16 protein-coding genes and 2 tRNA genes are annotated in these 16,993 nt (G+C 61.7%); 9 read left to right on the top strand and 9 right to left on the bottom strand.

Going from position 1 to position 16,993, the window contains the following annotated elements; genetic code table 11:
- Nucleotides 1-33: 33 nt before the first annotated feature.
- A complete protein-coding gene (locus tag AC6FTP_RS07990; RefSeq protein WP_497206382.1) occupies nucleotides 34-300 on the bottom strand; it encodes a hypothetical protein in 267 nt (88 codons plus the stop codon).
- 206 nt (nucleotides 301-506) lie between these two features.
- On the opposite strand from AC6FTP_RS07990, the gene AC6FTP_RS07995 reads away from it, so the two are divergent.
- Both AC6FTP_RS07995 and AC6FTP_RS08000 read left to right on the top strand, forming a co-directional pair.
- Complete coding sequence (locus AC6FTP_RS07995) at nucleotides 507-3,332, top strand: FtsK/SpoIIIE family DNA translocase (protein WP_497206383.1); 2,826 nt, start codon at nucleotides 507-509, stop codon at nucleotides 3,330-3,332.
- Between the two features lie 91 nt (nucleotides 3,333-3,423).
- The gene (locus tag AC6FTP_RS08000) at nucleotides 3,424-4,119 is read left to right on the top strand and encodes a hypothetical protein (protein WP_497206384.1); all 696 of its coding nucleotides are present in this window, start codon (nucleotides 3,424-3,426) and stop codon (nucleotides 4,117-4,119) included.
- A 195-nt stretch (nucleotides 4,120-4,314) separates the two neighbouring features.
- Here AC6FTP_RS08000 and AC6FTP_RS08005 read toward each other — a convergent pair whose 3' ends face one another.
- Both AC6FTP_RS08005 and AC6FTP_RS08010 read right to left on the bottom strand, forming a co-directional pair.
- Nucleotides 4,315-5,610 carry a PQQ-like beta-propeller repeat protein gene (locus tag AC6FTP_RS08005; protein ID WP_497206385.1) on the bottom strand — a complete coding sequence of 432 codons (1,296 nt, stop codon included), beginning with the start codon at nucleotides 5,608-5,610 and terminating at the stop codon, nucleotides 4,315-4,317.
- A 6-nt stretch (nucleotides 5,611-5,616) separates the two neighbouring features.
- Nucleotides 5,617-7,062, bottom strand: a complete 1,446-nt coding sequence (locus tag AC6FTP_RS08010) for a protein kinase domain-containing protein (protein WP_497206386.1) — start codon at nucleotides 7,060-7,062, stop codon at nucleotides 5,617-5,619.
- Nucleotides 7,063-7,185: 123 nt separating this feature from the next.
- Here AC6FTP_RS08010 and AC6FTP_RS08015 point away from each other — a divergent pair, with 123 nt between their 5' ends.
- Nucleotides 7,186-8,226, top strand: a complete 1,041-nt coding sequence (locus AC6FTP_RS08015) for a 3-deoxy-7-phosphoheptulonate synthase (RefSeq protein WP_497206387.1) — start codon at nucleotides 7,186-7,188, stop codon at nucleotides 8,224-8,226.
- 6 nt (nucleotides 8,227-8,232) lie between these two features.
- On the opposite strand, the gene AC6FTP_RS08020 is transcribed toward AC6FTP_RS08015, so the two are convergent.
- On the bottom strand, nucleotides 8,233-9,834 hold the full coding sequence (locus AC6FTP_RS08020) for a lipase maturation factor family protein (protein ID WP_497206388.1): 1,602 nt from the start codon (nucleotides 9,832-9,834) through the stop codon (nucleotides 8,233-8,235).
- A 117-nt stretch (nucleotides 9,835-9,951) separates the two neighbouring features.
- On the opposite strand from AC6FTP_RS08020, the gene AC6FTP_RS08025 reads away from it, so the two are divergent.
- Nucleotides 9,952-10,027 (top strand) — tRNA-Ala (locus AC6FTP_RS08025).
- A 23-nt stretch (nucleotides 10,028-10,050) separates the two neighbouring features.
- Here the strand turns inward: AC6FTP_RS08025 and AC6FTP_RS08030 are convergent.
- Nucleotides 10,051-10,581 carry a DUF5069 domain-containing protein gene (locus AC6FTP_RS08030; RefSeq protein ID WP_497206389.1) on the bottom strand — a complete coding sequence of 177 codons (531 nt, stop codon included), beginning with the start codon at nucleotides 10,579-10,581 and terminating at the stop codon, nucleotides 10,051-10,053.
- A 203-nt stretch (nucleotides 10,582-10,784) separates the two neighbouring features.
- Here AC6FTP_RS08030 and ruvB point away from each other — a divergent pair, with 203 nt between their 5' ends.
- On the top strand, nucleotides 10,785-11,789 hold the full coding sequence (ruvB, locus tag AC6FTP_RS08035; protein WP_497206390.1) for a Holliday junction branch migration DNA helicase RuvB: 1,005 nt from the start codon (nucleotides 10,785-10,787) through the stop codon (nucleotides 11,787-11,789).
- 6 nt (nucleotides 11,790-11,795) lie between these two features.
- Here the strand turns inward: ruvB and AC6FTP_RS08040 are convergent, their stop codons facing one another.
- Nucleotides 11,796-12,665: an RluA family pseudouridine synthase gene (locus AC6FTP_RS08040; protein ID WP_497206391.1), complete on the bottom strand. Its 870-nt coding sequence runs from the start codon at nucleotides 12,663-12,665 to the stop codon at nucleotides 11,796-11,798.
- Between the two features lie 95 nt (nucleotides 12,666-12,760).
- Here AC6FTP_RS08040 and AC6FTP_RS08045 point away from each other — a divergent pair, with 95 nt between their 5' ends.
- Nucleotides 12,761-13,159 (top strand): peptide chain release factor-like protein, encoded by a 399-nt coding sequence (locus AC6FTP_RS08045; RefSeq protein ID WP_497201829.1) that lies wholly within the window; start codon nucleotides 12,761-12,763, stop codon nucleotides 13,157-13,159.
- A gap of 208 nt (nucleotides 13,160-13,367) precedes the next feature.
- Nucleotides 13,368-14,324: a class I SAM-dependent methyltransferase gene (locus AC6FTP_RS08050; protein WP_497206392.1), complete on the top strand. Its 957-nt coding sequence runs from the start codon at nucleotides 13,368-13,370 to the stop codon at nucleotides 14,322-14,324.
- 7 nt (nucleotides 14,325-14,331) lie between these two features.
- Here AC6FTP_RS08050 and AC6FTP_RS08055 read toward each other — a convergent pair whose 3' ends face one another.
- The 3 genes from AC6FTP_RS08055 to AC6FTP_RS08065 are packed head-to-tail and all read right to left on the bottom strand — an operon-like array spanning nucleotide 14,332 to nucleotide 16,446.
- Nucleotides 14,332-14,808 carry an ACT domain-containing protein gene (locus AC6FTP_RS08055; protein WP_497206393.1) on the bottom strand — a complete coding sequence of 159 codons (477 nt, stop codon included), beginning with the start codon at nucleotides 14,806-14,808 and terminating at the stop codon, nucleotides 14,332-14,334.
- 51 nt (nucleotides 14,809-14,859) lie between these two features.
- The gene (locus AC6FTP_RS08060) at nucleotides 14,860-15,846 is read right to left on the bottom strand and encodes a phosphatidate cytidylyltransferase (RefSeq protein ID WP_497206394.1); all 987 of its coding nucleotides are present in this window, start codon (nucleotides 15,844-15,846) and stop codon (nucleotides 14,860-14,862) included.
- Nucleotides 15,847-15,852: 6 nt separating this feature from the next.
- Nucleotides 15,853-16,446 carry a lysophospholipid acyltransferase family protein gene (locus AC6FTP_RS08065; RefSeq protein ID WP_497206395.1) on the bottom strand — a complete coding sequence of 198 codons (594 nt, stop codon included), beginning with the start codon at nucleotides 16,444-16,446 and terminating at the stop codon, nucleotides 15,853-15,855.
- Nucleotides 16,447-16,611: 165 nt separating this feature from the next.
- Between AC6FTP_RS08065 and AC6FTP_RS08070 the strand changes: the two genes are divergently transcribed.
- Together AC6FTP_RS08070 and AC6FTP_RS08075 are read left to right on the top strand one after the other, a co-directional pair.
- Nucleotides 16,612-16,701, top strand: a tRNA-Ser gene (locus AC6FTP_RS08070).
- A 99-nt stretch (nucleotides 16,702-16,800) separates the two neighbouring features.
- Nucleotides 16,801-16,993, top strand: a 193-nt coding sequence (locus AC6FTP_RS08075; protein ID WP_497206396.1) for a DUF6538 domain-containing protein, incomplete at its 3' end; no start/stop codon positions are given.

Consider the following 16,993-nt stretch of genomic DNA (forward strand, 5'->3'; position numbering starts at 1 on the left):
TGAGATTGTCGCCGTGTAGCTCGAGTTCGTCAGCTAAGAAGTTGTGAAGCGCAGCACCACCCGCTGGTTTGCCACCTCCACCTGAGGTGTCACCCAAGCGGAGTCAGAGGTCACTTGCAGCGTGCTGAAATCAAACCCGCCTGCTGTGCCCGTGATCGGCAAAAACACATCTGCATGATTAAATCCAGGCACCAAAACCACGGGCAATGAAGAAGCCCCGAGGTCAAAAACTGACGCCTCTGAGCGCATTAGGGAGCCGATGGAAAAAACAAGGTATAGCAAAGGAGACTTCCAGTTCATTATCCGACGCTGGCTTAAGACCGCTTTTTCGTAAAGCCTAATCCGTGACCACCGCCATAAACTTCGCTAATTGAGAAGGTTTTGAACCACCCCACTAGTCCCGGCATGAACGCGTGACACCGAGATACTTCGTTATTGAGTTTTGCCGATATTTTGGCTTATTGTAGTAATCAGCGCCTTTTCGAACCCTCTCCCTCCCTTTTCCCATGCCTCCGGCCGTCTCCGCCGCCCGTCCTCAGCGTGCCCGTGATCAAAAACAGGCCAGTGCCTGGAATGATCCCATCGGTATCGGCCTGCTCATCCTCGCCGCCATGCTCCTGCTGGCCTTGATCTCGTATGATCCGCGCGATCTGCCGAGCTGGATTCCCGGCAGCCTTGTCGATGAGAACTCGAAGGTGACTCATAACTTCGTCGGTGTGGTTGGGGCCATCTTGAGCTGGGGCGGTCTCTGGCTGGCTGGCTGGGCCATCTACCTCGTGCCCGTGAGCATGACCTGGTTTGGCGTTTGCAAGCTGGCCTCAAACATCAAGGTCTCCAGCCGCTCCTGGCTCGGCGTCGCGCTCATGATCATCAGTGCCGCTGCCATCCTCGAGGTCCAGGGCATCCTGAACTCCCGGGACGACATCACCCCGCTCGGCGGCGGTGGCGGTCTCGGTTATCTCATTGGCGGCAGCATTTTCGCCAATCTCCTCGGCACCCTCGGCTCCACCGTCCTCCTCGGCGGCATCTACGGCGTCGGCTTCTTCCTCGCCAGCGGCCTGCATCCCATCCTCGTCATGGACGAGATCCGCAGCGAGATCGAGCGTTGGATGGAGCAAATACGCATCCGTCGCGAGCTGGCAGCTCAGGAGCTTGACCTCCAGGAAGCTGCTGCCGCAGCAGCCAATGGACAGCCTGTCACCATCCGCCGCAAAAAAGCCCCGCGCACCGAGATCGCTGCTGATGCAGCCCCCGCGCCTGTTGGGAAGATGGTCACCCCGGAACTCGGCCTCACCTTTGAGCCGAAGATCTTCGATTCCTCCGCCTCCCGCGCCCATCACGATGACGCGAACAAACCCAAGCTTTCCGAGGTCTGGCAGAAAAAGCGCGCCCAGAAGATGGAGCAGGCCCCCCATGGCACCCTTGGCAGCCTGACCGTCCGCTTCAAAGACTACGTCCTCCCCGAGCTCGACCTCCTCTCCTGGCCCGAGGAGGCCGCCAAACCTGCCGACAAAGGCGAAATGCGCGCCGTCCAAGAGACCATCATTCGCTCTCTGGCCTCCTTTGGCGTCAAGGTCGAAGCCGGCGACATCACCCGCGGCCCCGCCATCACCCGTTACGAAGTCCGCCCCGTCGATGGACTCCGCGTCGCCCGCATCGCCGCCCTGGATGACGACATCGCCCGCGCCACCTGCGCCGAGCGCATCAACATCCTCGCCCCCATCCCCGGCAAGGACACCGTCGGCATCGAGCTCGCCAACCGCGACAAAGTCATCGTCCCCATTCGCGAGCTCCTGGAGGACGACATCTTCCTCAACGGCAAAGCCAAGATCCCCATCGCCCTCGGCAAGGACGTCTATGGCAAAACCATCATCGGCGACCTCGCCGCCATGCCGCATCTCCTCGTCGCAGGCTCCACCGGTTCCGGCAAATCCGTCTGCATCAACGGCATCATCACCTCCCTCCTCTGCCGTTTCGCCCCCGATGAACTCCGCTTCATCATGATCGACCCCAAGGTCGTCGAAATGCAGAACTACGCCGACCTCCCCCACCTCGCCCTGCCCGTCGTCACCGACCCGAAAAAGGCCCTCATGGCCCTCCGCTGGGTCGTCAAGGAGATGGAAAACCGCTACCAGATGTTCGCCAGCGAAGCCTGCCGCAACTTCGAGACCTTCAACAACCGCAACCGCAAACGCGCCGCCACCGCCGCTGCAAACGCGGCTGCCGGCATCACTGCACCGGCTTCTCCCGCTCGTGGAGGCGCTGTCCCCGCCGCCCGCCAGGCTTCTTTGGCAAAGCCCGCCGCTGTCTCCAAAGCCGCCGCCAAAGCCAGCCCCGTCCCCGACGTCCCCTTCGGCAGCAGCATCGCCGCCTTGCAGGAATACGCCGCCGAAGTCGCCGCCCCCGTCCGCACCTCCAGCGCCTTTGCCAAAGCCGCCGCCATGGCCGATGCCGCCCAGGACGGCACCCACCCCGAGCAGGTTCGCCTCGATTACATCGCCGACTCCACCCCGCCCTGGGACGCCGACGACGAAGACACCCACAACGTCCGCATCCCCGATGAAGACGAGGACGACGACATCCTTCCCATCGAGGACAGCGGCATCTGGACCGGCGACAGCGAGGCCCCGCCGCCCCGCAGCCAGGAGCTCATTATCCCGGACACCCTGCCCTACGTCGTCGTCATCATTGATGAGCTCGCCGACCTCATGCAGACCGCCCCCGCCGACATCGAAGGCGCCATCGCCCGCATCACCCAGATGGCCCGCGCCGCCGGCATCCACCTCATCGTCGCCACCCAGACCCCCCGTGCCGACGTCATCACCGGCGTCATCAAGGCCAACATCCCCACCCGCATCGCCTTCCAGGTCGCCTCCGCGCTCGATAGCCGCGTCATCTTGGATCGCAAAGGAGCCGAAAATCTCGTCGGCAAAGGCGACATGCTCTACGTCCCCCCGGGCGGCGCGCAGCCCATTCGCAGCCAGGGTGCCCTCGTCACCGATGACGAAATCCTCGCCATCGTCAACCACTGCGTTGCCCAGGGGAAACCCATCTACGACGTCAAAGTCGATGCCAACAGCGGCGAATTCATGAGCGACGGCGAAGACGGCGAATCCAGCGGCGTCAGCAGCGAAGAAGAAGAGACCTTGGAAAAGTGCCTCGAAGTCATGCGCCAGGAAAAGAAAGCCTCCACCAGCCTCTTCCAGCGCCGCTTGCGGTTAGGCTACGGCCGCGCCGCCCGCATGATGGACATCCTCGAGATGCGCGGCATCATCGGTCCCGGCGACGGAGCCAAGCCCCGCGAGATCCTCGTCTCCATGGACATGATCTGAGGCTGCTGCGCAGCAATGAGGAACTCATGCCGTGGCAGTATCGGCTTCTTTGATCTCGACTCCGCCTGACGGCTCAAAGTAGGCTGCTTTCGTGAACGCCGAATCAGCTCAGCCACCGCCTTTAAAGCCTAAACGTAAGTCGTTAGGCTATTTGGCTGGGTTCATAGCGCTCGCCGCCTTGATCATTCTGGCTGACTATGGCTGCAGAAGAGTCCTTTCAGATGTCATTCTGAATCGATTGAGGTGGTATATGGCGACAGTCACCAAGTCGATGGAAGCCTACAAGGCCGTTTACGGTCATTGGCCGAGTGTGCCGGCTATAACCTCCAAGGAAGACGCTGCATGTCGATCCAGAGGAGACTTTATTGAGTGCCTACTCGGCGAGGAGGAAACCCACAACCCGAGGAAGATTCGTTTCCTCGACATCGCTTTAGCGAGAAATGGCATCAGCAACGGCCTCGTGGAAGCCTATGTGGGAAACGGCACCAATCCTGAACCCGCCAAGGTCATCGATCTTTGGGGAGAGCCTTATTTCATCATCCTCGACACTAACAACGACGGTGAAATCGCCAATCCCGAAGCGGGCAGACAAACAGGTTGGCTTACCAAGCTTGTAGCACCGGCAACCCTGCGGCTCCCCGCGATCATCTACTCAGCTGGTCCTGATCGAGACCCAAAGACCTGGCACGACAACCTTTGCAGTTGGAGATCGACTGAACCCGTCGCCAAATTGCGGCTCTCTTCCCTCTTCCGCTGGTCAGATGACATCAATCTGGAGCGTCGTTGAATAGATCCAGGGCTCTGTGAGCCGCCCCCTCGCATATTTGCGGCTCCAAACTCTGGGCTCGGAGCACCGGCTTTAGGTGGGACGCAGGCAGGAGGGCCTTTGCGGGAATAGGATCAAATAGGATCAGGAGACTCCGTTCCGCCTGAAGGCGGTGCTCCGAGTGATGACGGCGTGTTGGCCTGGCGATTTAATCTCTCACTTCCCGATGCGGTACAGCGCCTTGTCGGTGCGGAGGTAGAGGGTGCCATCGATGGCGATGGGGCTGGCCATGAGGGTGCCTTCGAGGGTGTTTTGGGCGAGGATTTTGAAATCCTTGCTGGCGGGGATGACGGTGACGACGCCTTCGCGGCTGGCGAAGTAGATCTGGTTATCCGCGACGATGGGGGAGGCGCTGTATTTGCCGCCGATGCGCTCTTTGTAGAGTGACTCGCCGGTCTTGGGATCGACACAACTGACGATGCCGCCGTCATCGACGTAAAAGAGGAAGCCTCCGGCGAGGACGGGGGAGCACATTTTGGGGGCGTTTTTGTTGTTACGCCAGGCGATGTCGGGGGTGGTCTTTCCGGCGTAGTTCAGGGCGATGACCTGGGACTTGCCGAAGCTGGTGCTGAAGTAAATGCGCTCGGAGTCGGCGACGGGGCGGACGCTCATGGAGAAGCCGAGGCCTTCATAGGGGAGCTTCCAGAGTTCTTTGCCGGTGGCGGGTGCGTAACCATAAACCCAGTCGGCGGCGGGGCTGACGACGGTGGGCTGGCCGCCGATGGTGACGATGAGCGGGGTGCCGTAGGCTTTCTTTTGCGGGGGGCGGGGGTCCATCTGGCCGCTGCGGTCGGTCTTCCAGGCGACTTTGCCGGTGGCGGTGTCGAAGGCGGCGATGAACTGGGCGTCGCTGCCATCGAAGTGGGCGATGAGGCGGTCGCCATGCAGGACGGGGGAGGAGCCTGGGCCGTTTTCGTGCATGACGTGGAGGTCTTCGTTCTTCCAGAGGATCTTCTGGGTGGCGGTGTCGAGGCAGACAGTGCCGAAGCTGCCGTGGCTGGCGTAGAGTCTGCCGTCACGGAGGATGGGGGAGGGGGAGGCGTAGCTGTTTAATTGATGGGCCCACTGGGGGTCTTTGACGTTCAGCAGCTCGATGTCGTGGAGGACTTTGCCGGAGGCGGGGTCCAGGCAGAGGGCGCGGATGCTGACGGAGGCGAGGACGGTGAGGGGCTGGTCTCCGGTGTTGGTGGTTAGGCGTGCCTTGGCTTCGGCCTCGGTGGCAGGCTTTTCGATGGCGGTGGTGAGCCAGATCTGGCCGCCAACAAGCACGGGGGTGGAGTGGCCGCGGCCTGGGAGGGGAGCCTTCCAGACGATGCTGCTGGTCTCGCTCCAGGTGGCGGGGAGGCCGGTGGCGCTGCTCTGGCCCTGGCCGCCGTCGCCTCTCCATTCGGGCCAGTCGGCGGCGTTGGCGAAGCTGGTGAGGAGGAGGGCGGAGAGGAGGTGGGACTTCATGAAGATCTATTTCGCGAGGGCGGCGCGCTTCTGTCGGTAATCGTCGCGGAGGCGCTTGAGGGAGGCGGGGAGATCGGGCTCGTCGGTGTCGGGGACGGGCTGGCCGGTCTGGATGCGGTCGAGCTCTTTGCGGATGTAGGTGAGCTCGTCGAGGCGGACTTTATCGAGCGCGGCGGTGGCCTCGTTTTGTACGGCGGTGCGGTACTCGGCATTGATGCCGGCGTAGGGATCGGGGGCGGGCAGGGTGATGGGCTTGGAGATCGGAGCGGTGGGAGCTTCGGGGAGAAGCGGGGCGGCGGGGAGTTTGCCGAGCATTTCGCCGGGGATGGCGGCTTCTTCGCGGTGGGACTTGGGGTCGTCGTCGGGGTTGATGACGATTTTGTCCTTCATGATGTAGAAGACGAGAAGGATGGAGGCGGTGACGAAGAAGACGCCGAAGTGGAGGCCGGCGCTGAGGCAGGACCAGAGGAAGTCGTCGAGCTTCTTCATGAAGCTGGGCTGCGCGCGGACCATGGGCGGCGGCGGGCGGCCCCGACCATACATGGGCGGCGGCGGTGCGGTGGGATGGTGTGCCGCTGCCGCCGGTGCCTGAGCCGGTGCGGGGGCGGGAGAAGCCGCCGGGGCTGCGGCGGGTCTGGAAGTGACGGGCGTGGGTGTGGGGACGGCGGGGGCTGCGGCGGCACCTTTGGCGGCGGCGCTCTGCTGCTGGGTGCGCAGGGCAAGGACGAGGGCGTCTTTGATCTCGGTGGCGCTGGTGAAGCGGCGTGCGGGATCGGTGTGGACGCAGCGGCGGATGACCGCGCCGAAGGCGGGCGGGAGATTGCGGGAGACGCGGCCATCCTCAGGGAGGGGCTCTTTGCCAAACATCTCATGCAGCACGGCACCGACGGCATACAGGTCATCGGCCAGCGTGCCCTCTTTCTCATGCAGCCAGGAGATCTCGCCGCTGGGCATGAGGGTCATGCCGATGCCGGTGACTTTGATCTGGCCTTCGCTGTCCACGAGCAGGGTGCGGGTGTTCAGCGCGCCATGTTTTGAACCCTGGCCATGGAGCAGGGCGAGGGTGTCACAAAGCTGGAGGGCGAGGCTGTAGGCGAGCTTTGGCGGGACCTGGCGCTCGACGATGAGGTCCGAGAGCAAGCGGCCATCGACATGCTCGGTGACGAGGTAGAGGAGGCCGGCCTGGGTGCGGCCGAAGTCATAGACGGCGACGATGCGCGGATGGACGAGACGGGCACGGGCGCGGAGGCGATCCATGAGCCGCGCGGCGGCCTGGGGCGTGGGCTCGGCGATGAGGCGGATCATGACGTTGCGATCCAGCGCGGGCTGGCGTGCGCGGTAGATGGCGCTCTCCTGCGCCACGCTGATGCGCTCCTCGATGTCATACTGCGGCAGAGCCGAGCCGAGTTCAGCGGCGGAGGGGAAGGCATCTGGCGGGAGGTCGTCGGACATGGTGGGAGAGGGGCGACCTTTTTTCGCGGGAAAGGCGGCGCTTGGCAAGCTCTAAGGGCGTGGGGCTTTTTTCATGGGATTGGCAGGTGAAAGCCAGCAGTGAAAGTGCCAAGGGATCATCTCATGAGTCAGACCGCCAACCTCCACATCGCCTCCAACCTGCCGCTGCCGCCTCCGCGCAGCCTGGTCGCGGAGATCGCGCCTTTGCCCAAGCACACGGAACTCATCGCCTCGTCGCGTGCGGTGATCCGGGACATTTTGCGCGGCAAAGATGAGCGCTTCCTCGTGGTGGTCGGGCCGTGCTCGATCCATGATCCGGAAGCTGGACTGGACTACGCGCGGCGGCTGACGGCGCTGGCGCAGGAGCTCCAGGACAAGCTGTATCTGGTGATGCGCGTGTATTTTGAGAAGCCGCGCACGACGGTGGGCTGGAAGGGGCTGATCATGGACCCGCATCTCGACGGGACCTGCGACATCCCTGCCGGGCTGAGGCTGGCGCGCAAGACGCTGCTGGAGGTGCTGGATCTGGGGATGCCGACCGCGACGGAGCTGCTGGATCCCATCACGCCGCAATACATCGCCGACCTGATCAGTTGGAGCGCCATCGGAGCGCGGACGACGGAGTCGCAAACGCATCGCCAGATGGCCTCGGGCCTTTCCATGCCGCTCGGATTCAAGAACGGCACCTTTGGGCACGTCTCCCCTGCCATCAATGCCATCAAAGCCGCCATGCAGCCGCAGACCTTCCTCGGCGTGAGCGAGGATGGCGTGGCCTCCGCCGTGCGGACGAATGGCAATCCCGACTGCCACCTCATCCTGCGCGGCGGTGAAGGCGGGCCTAACTATGGGGCGGACAACGTGCAGGAGACCATCGCTGCTCTCGAAGCTGCGAAACTTCAGCCCGCGATCATGATCGATGCGAGCCATGGCAACTGCGCGAAAGATCACTGCCGAATGCCCGAGGTCTTCCGCGAGATCGTCCGCCAGCGTAGCGCCGGACAAAAGGCGATCATCGGTGCGATGCTGGAGAGCTACCTCGTCGGCGGCAGTCAGAAGTTCCCGCAGCCGAAGGAAAGGCTCACGCGGGGGCAGTCCATCACTGATGCCTGCATGGACTGGGAGACGACTGAGGCCGTGCTGCGCGAGGCACATGCGGCTTTGTGATCAAGCTCACTCACGCAGCCAGCCAGCGTTTTCGATAAGCTGGCGCAGATTCGCCGACTCCAGCGAAACCGGACGCACATGCGTGCCGACATGCTCGCGAGTCCACCACGCTCCATCAGCCTGGCCGGGGGGCGCGAACTTGTAGCGATACACGCTCACGCGCAGCCATTTCGGTGGTGCGTCGGGGAAGGGATTGCCCGCGAGCAGGCTCAGCGTACCGGGATCATTGTGCAGCAGTTTCCAGAGAAAGTGTGGCAGCCAGTCATTGCGCCCAGGCACCTTTGACCATGGGAACCACGCCGCCCAGTCGAGCCGGTAATGATAGGGCGTGATAACCACGGGACGCCGCATCGGGTCAGTGGGCTTGGCTTTGAACTCATACTCGCGCCAGTCGGCGAGCATCTCGGGAATGCTGTCCTGCGTGCCTTCGAAGACGAGCTCGAAGCGCTCGCGGTCGATGCTGCCAAAGGCCCCGTAGGTGTTCACGAGATGAAGTTTGTCAAAGGAGCCGTTCATCGCCTGCTGATCGGTGAAGAAGAGGTTCTTCACCGGCGCGATGCTCAGCCAGAGCACAATGCCTGAGAAGAGCAGCGTCACGATCAAGTGCACCCGCGAACAGCCGACGTGCTCCGCGGCGGAGGCATCGGCGCAGCCCAACCACTTGCGTGGCAGCACCTTGCGCCAGAAGCTGTCGTCAAAGCAGGCCAGGGCCGGGATGATGGTGAGCCAGTTTAGGAAGGAGAGATTTCCCGTGATGATCAGCACGCCCATGAAACCCACCATCAGCACGCCGGAGATGTGCCGCGCCCAGCGCCCGTAAAAGCCGAACCAGGGCACCACCAGCTCCACGAAGTGATTTGTCAGCACGCCCGCCTGATGAAACCACTTTGGCGCGAAGTGCAGCCAGCGGGCCAGAGGATTCGGGATCGGCTGTGTCTCGTAGTGGTAGTAGAGCGCGGTCAGATCCGTCCAGCAGGAGTCACTGCGCAGCTTGATCAAGCCCGCGCCCATCATGATGCGCCAGATCAACCAACGATAAAGCCACACGATCAGGATCGGTGGAGCCCGGCGGGGAAAGGGGCGTGGATCGAGCAGCGGGCAGAGCATCACCCCGAGGAAGCCGGTTTCCAGAATCTGAATGTCCCAGCCATACTGAAACCACTCCTGGCCGATGGGCAGCAGCGAGAAGTAGAGTGCCCAGAGCACGAGCAGCATGAGGCTGTTGGCAAAGCCGCACATCACCAGCGCCGAGATCATCACGCCCGTCCACGTCACCGCCAGGATCATGGCGTCATCGCAGCGGAACCAGAAGAGTGAGGGAGCCTCCCAGAACACCGCCCACGGTGACCCAAAGCGCGATACCACCCGCTCAACAAAGAGGTCCGCCGGCAGCAGTCCGTCATGCCCCACCAGCGGGATGAATTGCTGTGCCGCCGAAAGAAACGCCACGAACCAGACCAGCCCTAGAAAGCGAAGAAGAACGAAGCGCGTCAGCCGGTAGTTCTCCCCCGCATTCTCCAGCCACCGAAGCGTGCGCCGCAGACGCGACTCAACGGGCATGGGGATTTCAGCGGCGGGCAGGACACTCTCGGATGACATGTCGCCCATGGTGAGAACTCACGCCGCCCGCGTCAAGACAGGAGCATCCCAGGGTGAAAGACCCGGCACCAAATCCACATTGGACAATCCCCAAACTCCGCCTAGTAGGTTCGGCGCAGAGTTTTTGGGGCTATAGCTCAGTTGGTAGAGCGTCTCGTTCGCAATGAGAAGGTCAGGGGTTCGAATCCCCTTAGCTCCACCACTGCTCATGAAAGCGGTGATGAATCACGCAGCGCGTGATTTCACATAAGCGATGATCTTTGAGTCATCGTCACCGGCGGCCCAGACCACGCGGAGGAAGTCGGCGGGATGGATGTCGTGCTTTGCCAGGAAGGCGCGGTCGCCGCCGCAGCAATACATGGTGTCCGGGTCCATCTCGCCGCGCAGCTTGGCACGGGCTTTCACGATGATGCGCGGCAGCCAGACGATGCCTTCGACTTCCGCCGTCTTCGCTGGCAGCTCGGAAGGGCCCACGATGTTCGTGCTCGGGATGCCTTTCTGAATGGTCAGGAAGTAGTCACGCCGCACCGCCGAGACGAGCAGGGCCGTGGTGGCCGTCGGGTCCTGGCCATCGGAGACGCAGTGGTCCTCGATGAAGTCGAAGATCTCGCGGTCGCGGCAGCCGATGGCGCTGAGGAACTCCTCATCCTCTTCCGTGAACCAGCCTGTGTAGTCCTTGTTACCTTCGTCATACTCCTGCACGCAGGAGTCGAAGAGTTCAGCGAAGTAGGCGTCCCAGATGTAGTGCTTGGTCATGAGGTGTGGAAAAATGATTCGCTGGCTCAGTAAACCCGGTTCGTGGGCTGTCCAAACAAAACCCGCCGGGCCATGCACTTGCCTGTTTGGGGCTAGTTCAATCACGAAGGCAGGCCATGCAACCATACATCGGCTTGTCAGCGCCAAACGTGCTGCGCTGATGGGTTGCGGTCAGGCGAACACGGTTTAAAGACTGCGCACTTGTGACTCCTACCCTGAACGAAGCCGACTCGCCCTTTGATCTCGCCCTGCGCCCGGCGAATTTTGAGGACTTCCATGGGCAGACGAAGGTGAAGGAGCAACTGCTCGTGATGGTGGAGGCGGCGAAGATGCGCGGTGAGCCGCTGGATCATGCGCTGCTCTGCGGGCCTCCGGGCCTGGGGAAGACGACGCTGGCGAATTTGATCGCGAGTGCGGTGGGTTCGCGACTGCACACGACGAGCGGGCCGCAGATTGAGAGGGCAGGGGACCTGGCGGGAATCCTGACCAATTTGCAGGAGCGGGACATTCTTTTCATCGATGAGATCCATCGCCTGCACCCGAGCATCGAGGAGTATCTGTATCCGGCGATCGAGGACTTCCGCCTGGACATCATCATCGACCAGGGGCCGAAGGCGCGGACGATCCGCATCGATCTGCCAGCCTTCACTTTGGTGGGGGCGACGACGCGAGCGGGGATGCTGACGGCACCGATGCGGAGCCGCTTTGGCATTCCGAATCGGCTGGACTACTACACGGTGGATGAGCTGCAGCACATCATCATGCGCTCGGGGCGGCTGATGACGGTGCCCATCGAGGAAAGTGGCGCGCGGGAGATCGCGCAGCGGTCACGCGGGACGCCGCGCATCGCGAACCATCTGCTGCGCTGGGTGCGCGACTATGCGCAGGTGAAGGCGCAGAGTGAGATCACTCGGGAGGTGGCCGTCCTGGCGCTGACGATGCGCGACATCGATGAGACGGGTCTGGACGAGATGGACAAGCGCTTCCTGGAGGCGCTGATCCATAAGTTTGACGGCGGCCCGGTGGGGCTGGGGAGCATCGCGGTGGCGGTGGGGGAGGATGCTTCGACTTTGGAGGATGTGCATGAGCCTTATCTGGTGATGCAGGGCTTTGTGAAGCGGACGTCGCGCGGTCGTGTGGCCATGCCTTCGGCCTACCGGAAGCTCGGTCTGGTGACGCCACTGAGCGGGCAGTCGGAGTTGTTTTGAGGAAGGTTAGACCTCGCTTGGCAACAGCTTTGCCAGCTCGGGCGGGAGCGGTGACTCGAAGGTCATGGACTTGCCCGTCTCGGGGTGATCAATGCGGAGGTGGGCGGAATGAAGGGCGAGCCGACGGACGGGGTTGGATTTGGCCTCATATTTGGTGTCGCCAACGACGGGGCAGCCGATCTCGGCAAGCTGGAGCCGGATCTGATGACGGCGGCCAGTTTCCAAAGTGAGTTCGACGAGGGTGCGGCCCATGCCATGACGCAGGACTCGGTAATGGGTGATGGCTTCACGTGCGCCGGGGCCGGGCCCATTGCGCACGAAGACGCGGTGGGGCTGGCTTTCATCAATGTGGCTGCGGAGGGTGCCGGAGTTGGCCGGTGGGGCTCCTTCGACGAGGGCGAGGTAGCGTTTCTCAAAGTCCTGCCAGTGGGTCTGGAGGAATTCTTTGGCCTCCTCGGTCTTGGCGAAGAGGAGGACGCCGGAGGTCTCGCGGTCGAGACGATGGACGATCCAGACGCGGGCGCGACCGCTGTGAGCGCTGTCTCGGAGGTAGGTGTTCAGGAAGGAGTAGGCGGTGCGCTCCTTCTCACTGTCCGTGGCCATGGTGAGAAGGTGGGGCGGCTTGTGGATGACGATGATGGCGTCGTCCTCGTAAAGCACGGCGACGCCCTCGGGGAGGTCATCGGTAGGCGGAGGCGGGGCTTTGGTGGGGAGGATGGAGACGCGGTCTCCGGCGGCGAGGGCGTGGTCGTGCTTGGTGACGACTTTGTCGTTCACATGCACGGCACCGTATTTGAGCCATTGCTTGACCTTCGTGCGCTTCACTTCAGGCCAGGCCGTGAAAAGGAACGGCTGGAGAGCCTGGGGCTCGGACACGGTTTGGGCGGGAATCATTCCCGCTCGTAGTGCGCTGCTTCGGGCTCGTCAAACCGTTCGTGCCAGTCGCGAAGAGTCGTGCTAGACTCGCAGCCATGCCCTTGCCAGACGAAGATGCGCTCACCCGACGCCTGAAGAAACTCGGCATCCGAGAGGATGACCTGGAGGAAGACTTCATCCGTGGCAGTGGTCCGGGCGGGCAAAAGGTGAACAAAACGTCATCGACGGTGGTGCTTCGGCACATCCCGACTGGGCTGGAGGTGCGCTGCCAGAAGGAGCGCTCGCAGGTGATGAATCGCCACTGGGCACGCGTGGAGTTGTGCGAACGTCTGGAGAAGGCACTGAGTGATGCCCGGCTGGCGGTGCAGAATGAAAAGGAGAAGGTTCGCCGCCAAAACCGCCCCAAACCTCGTGGGCTGAAGCGCAAGATTTTGAAGACAAAGCGGGAGCGAGGAGAGGTCAAACGGGGCCGCGGCAAGGTGAAGGAGGACTGAAAAGGGTAGGCGAGTCCGAATCTGGAGGGGAAGCAGGCTTGGATGGATCGGCGAAAATGGGAATGACCGGAGGGAGTCGAATTTCTATAAATAAACTCTTCGTTGTGAGTCGCTTCGGGGGTTGTTCTTCCTTGAAGGTTTGCTTATTTTAATAAATCACCTGCACTAACTGTTCGTGGGTGGTGATATTTTAAAAGCTTTCCACTTCGTGTCCGCCCTCGCTTCCATGACTCTGGCCGATGCACCGGTTCTCTTCCGGCGGGAGTCTCATCTGCTCAGCCAGTTCGATGACCTGCTCCAGGACTTCATCGTGAAAGGTGGCCCGCTGCCTCCCGAGTATGTGGTTTTGAACCGAGCGATTCGGCATTTGGCGGATGCTGTGCGTGGAGGTGCGATCTCCTCAGGGGAAGTGCTGGCTTATGTGCAGGACGTGACGCGGCGCTATCTCTCCGGGACGATGCAGTCGGAGGCGCTGGAGCGGAAATATGGCTACAGCGGCGACTTCGAGATCATCGATCATATCTACACCCGGCACACCAGTGCTGATCCGCAGAAGCGGCTGTGGGATCTCTACTTCCACTCACAGGCTGCACCCGTGGCGGTGCGGAATCGGAAGGCTTACTTTCAGCAACTCATGCGCGATCATCTCACTTCTCGCTCTGGCGCTGCGATGGATGTGCTGAACGTGGCCTGCGGTCCGTGCCGGGATCTGCGGGAGTTTTTCCTCGATCAACCCGACGCGCCTGTGACGGTGGACTGTGTGGACATGGACGCACGGGCGATCGACTACGGCAAAGGTCTATGCGCGCCGTGGTTGGACCGGATCACCTATCATCATCGGAACGTCCTGAAGCATGTGCCTGCGAGGCCTTATGATCTCGTGTGGTCGGCTGGGTTGTTTGATTATCTGACGGACCGTCTCTTTGTGCATCTGCTGCGCTCGTTGATGAAGGTGACGCGCCCCGGTGGCGAGGTGGTGGTGGGGAACTTCTCGGACTTCAATCCAAGCCGCGATTACATGGAATACTTTGGCCACTGGAGCCTGCGTCATCGCAGCCGAGAGACGCTGCTGGCGCTGGCTGTCGAGGCAGGAGCCACGCAGGATCAGGTGCAAATTTTATGGGAACCGGAAGGGGTGAACTACTTTCTGCACATCCGCAGGTAAGCAGCCATCAGCGGCTCAGATCGCCCTGGCAAAGCACGCGGAAGCCCGCGCGATTCAGCACGTCGGAGGCGATGTCGGTATCATCGCAGTGGATGGCGAGGAGCGGGAAGGTCTTTGGGCGTACGATGAGCGAATAACAGAACTCGATGTTTAGCTCAGCCGCCAGCAGGGTGGAAAGACAATCGGTGAGACGCTGACGGGCTTCATTCATCTCCACGACGACGATTTTGCACTCGGCAAAGGGAATGCCGCGCTCGATGAAAAGCATCCCGGCGCCTTCGGGGTCACTCAGGATGAGGCGGACGAGCGTCATCTCCGTGGTGTCTTGCATGGAGATGCCGAGGATCTCGATGCTGTTGTCCTGAAGCAGCTTCGTCAGCGCCATAAGGGAGCCGACGCGGTTCTGAAGGAAGACCGAAAGTTGCCGGATCGCCGTGCCTTCAGGGGCGCGGACAGGTGCTTCTTGAAGTGCTGAGTTCTCCATGGCGGCTACTTTGCCTCATGGGAGCTGATTCCGCAAGCTGGGGGCAGAGTCTCAGCGTCCAAGCCAGCGCAGTACCCACTCAGGCGGCGGCGCATCCGTGCCCGTCCCGAAGAAGAAGCGGCACAGGTGGAAGAACAGAGGCGCGGCGAAGCAGAGGGAGTCGATGCGGTCCATGAACCCACCATGACCGGCGATGGAGGCCCCCCAGTCCTTTGCGCCGAGGTCGCGTTTGATGGCGGACATGACGAGTCCTCCAAAGAAACCCGCGAGGCAGATCAGCAGCGCCATCAATGCCGCCTGCCAGGGAGCGAAGGGCGTGGCCCACCATAGGCAGGTGCTGACTGCCACCGTGGTGCCAATGCCGCCGAGCGTACCTTCGAGCGTCTTGTTTGGGCTCACATGCGGAGCCACGGGGCGCTTCCCGCAGGTCTTCCCCCACACATACTGCATCACATCACTGAGCTGCACGGTAAGCACGAAGAAGAAGAGCAGCTTCGCATTCTCATCGGCATAGTCTTTGAGCGGGAGCGAAAGCAGCATGGGCATGTGACTCACGGCATAAACGCAGACCAGCAGCGCCCATTGAATCTTCGAGGTGCTGATCAAGAAGTCACGGGTCTCGCCCGTCAGCACGCGGCGGAAAGGAATGAAGACGAAGGCATAAACAGGAATGAAAATGGTGAAGAGCCCATACCAGCGGATGCCGACGAGGAAGTAGTGCAGCGGTAGGATGATGAAGAAGGCCCAGAACAGCACCGCATGGTCGGCGCGGTCTGTTTTGTTCAGCGTGATGAACTCTCGCATTGCCAGGAAGGAGATGCTGGCAAAGAGCACGGTGGTGAAGTTCGGCCCCATCAGAAGGGTCGCGGAAAAAACAGCCACCATCACCCACCACGAACGCGTGCGGGCGTTCATATTCGCGATGGTCTTCTTCGCTCCCTCGCTCCTGGCTGTCTTTGCCAGAATGGCCCCGAGGATGGATGCCACGACGAGAATGCCGCCGACGATGGCGAACAGGAGTTTGGTTTCGGAGTCCATGGGAAATCAATGGTGGAGCATCGCTTCACGAGCGCGTTCGAGGAAGGCCTGCTTGGCTTCGCTTTCATCAAAGCGGATCGGCTCGCGGAAGTGCGCCTGGGCAATGATCGGCACGGGCAGAAGCGTGCCCTTCGGCAGCACGCGGGCGAGGTTGTCCAGATACACCGGCACGAGAGGAAGCTGCGGGAAACGTCGCGCGAGATGGTAGAGGCCGGATTTAAAAACACCGACCTGCCCATCGCTGCGGCGCGTGCCTTCGGGAAAGATGAGGATGGAACGTCCGCTTTCCAGACAGGTGGCGAGACGGTCGAGCGGATTGTTATCCCGTGTGATGCCTTCGCGCGGGATGAGCACCGCCTGAAACACTTCCTTCGCCACCCATCGGCGCATGGTGGAGGCGTTCCAGTAATCCTCTGCGGCAGCGGGTGAGGTCTGCACACGCATCTCACAGGGCAGGGCAGACCAGATGACGAGGGTGTCGAGATGACTCGTATGGTTCGCGTAGTAGATCGCTGGTCCATTGCCATGGGGTGCAGCGGTGAGTCGCCTGACGCCTGTGAAAAGGCGTGTGGCAGCAGCGATGGCGCGGCTTGTGATCATGGCGGGCATGTTGGTGTGTCGCTCCACTTAGCGGCAAGCACAATCTATGCATGGGCGGCGGGCTTCGTGAATGCCTGCGAAGTCTTCTGAAAATCAGCTTGCGAGGATGTGGGGGAGACAGCACTATCGCGCCCCGCTGCCCCGACCGGCAGCAGCTATCAGTGAGGACAGATGCCAGAGTGGTCGATCGGGTACGCCTGGAAAGCGTATGAACGGTAATACGTTCCGAGGGTTCGAATCCCTCTCTGTCCGCCAGCCTTCACGTTAAGGCTTGAAAATCAACGTTACCCGGGCAAGATTGGAGGACTTATGGGCCGAGTGCTACAGCAAACTGATACAGCACTTCTAGAATCCATGCCTGCCAAGGAACACCTGTTGAAACGCGGAAGCGTTTATTATTTCAGGATGACCTTCCCCCGCGAACTGCGTCGAGCGGGCGCGGTGGTAATGGTCAATGGCAAGCCTCAAAAGCACGCGGTCAAGTTCAGCCTCGACACCAGCGACTATCGAGCCGCGTGCGGCTTGGTTGCAACTCACACAGCCATCT

Source organism: Prosthecobacter sp., from assembly GCF_044378005.1.
In the GTDB taxonomy this organism is placed as follows: domain Bacteria; phylum Verrucomicrobiota; class Verrucomicrobiia; order Verrucomicrobiales; family Verrucomicrobiaceae; genus Prosthecobacter.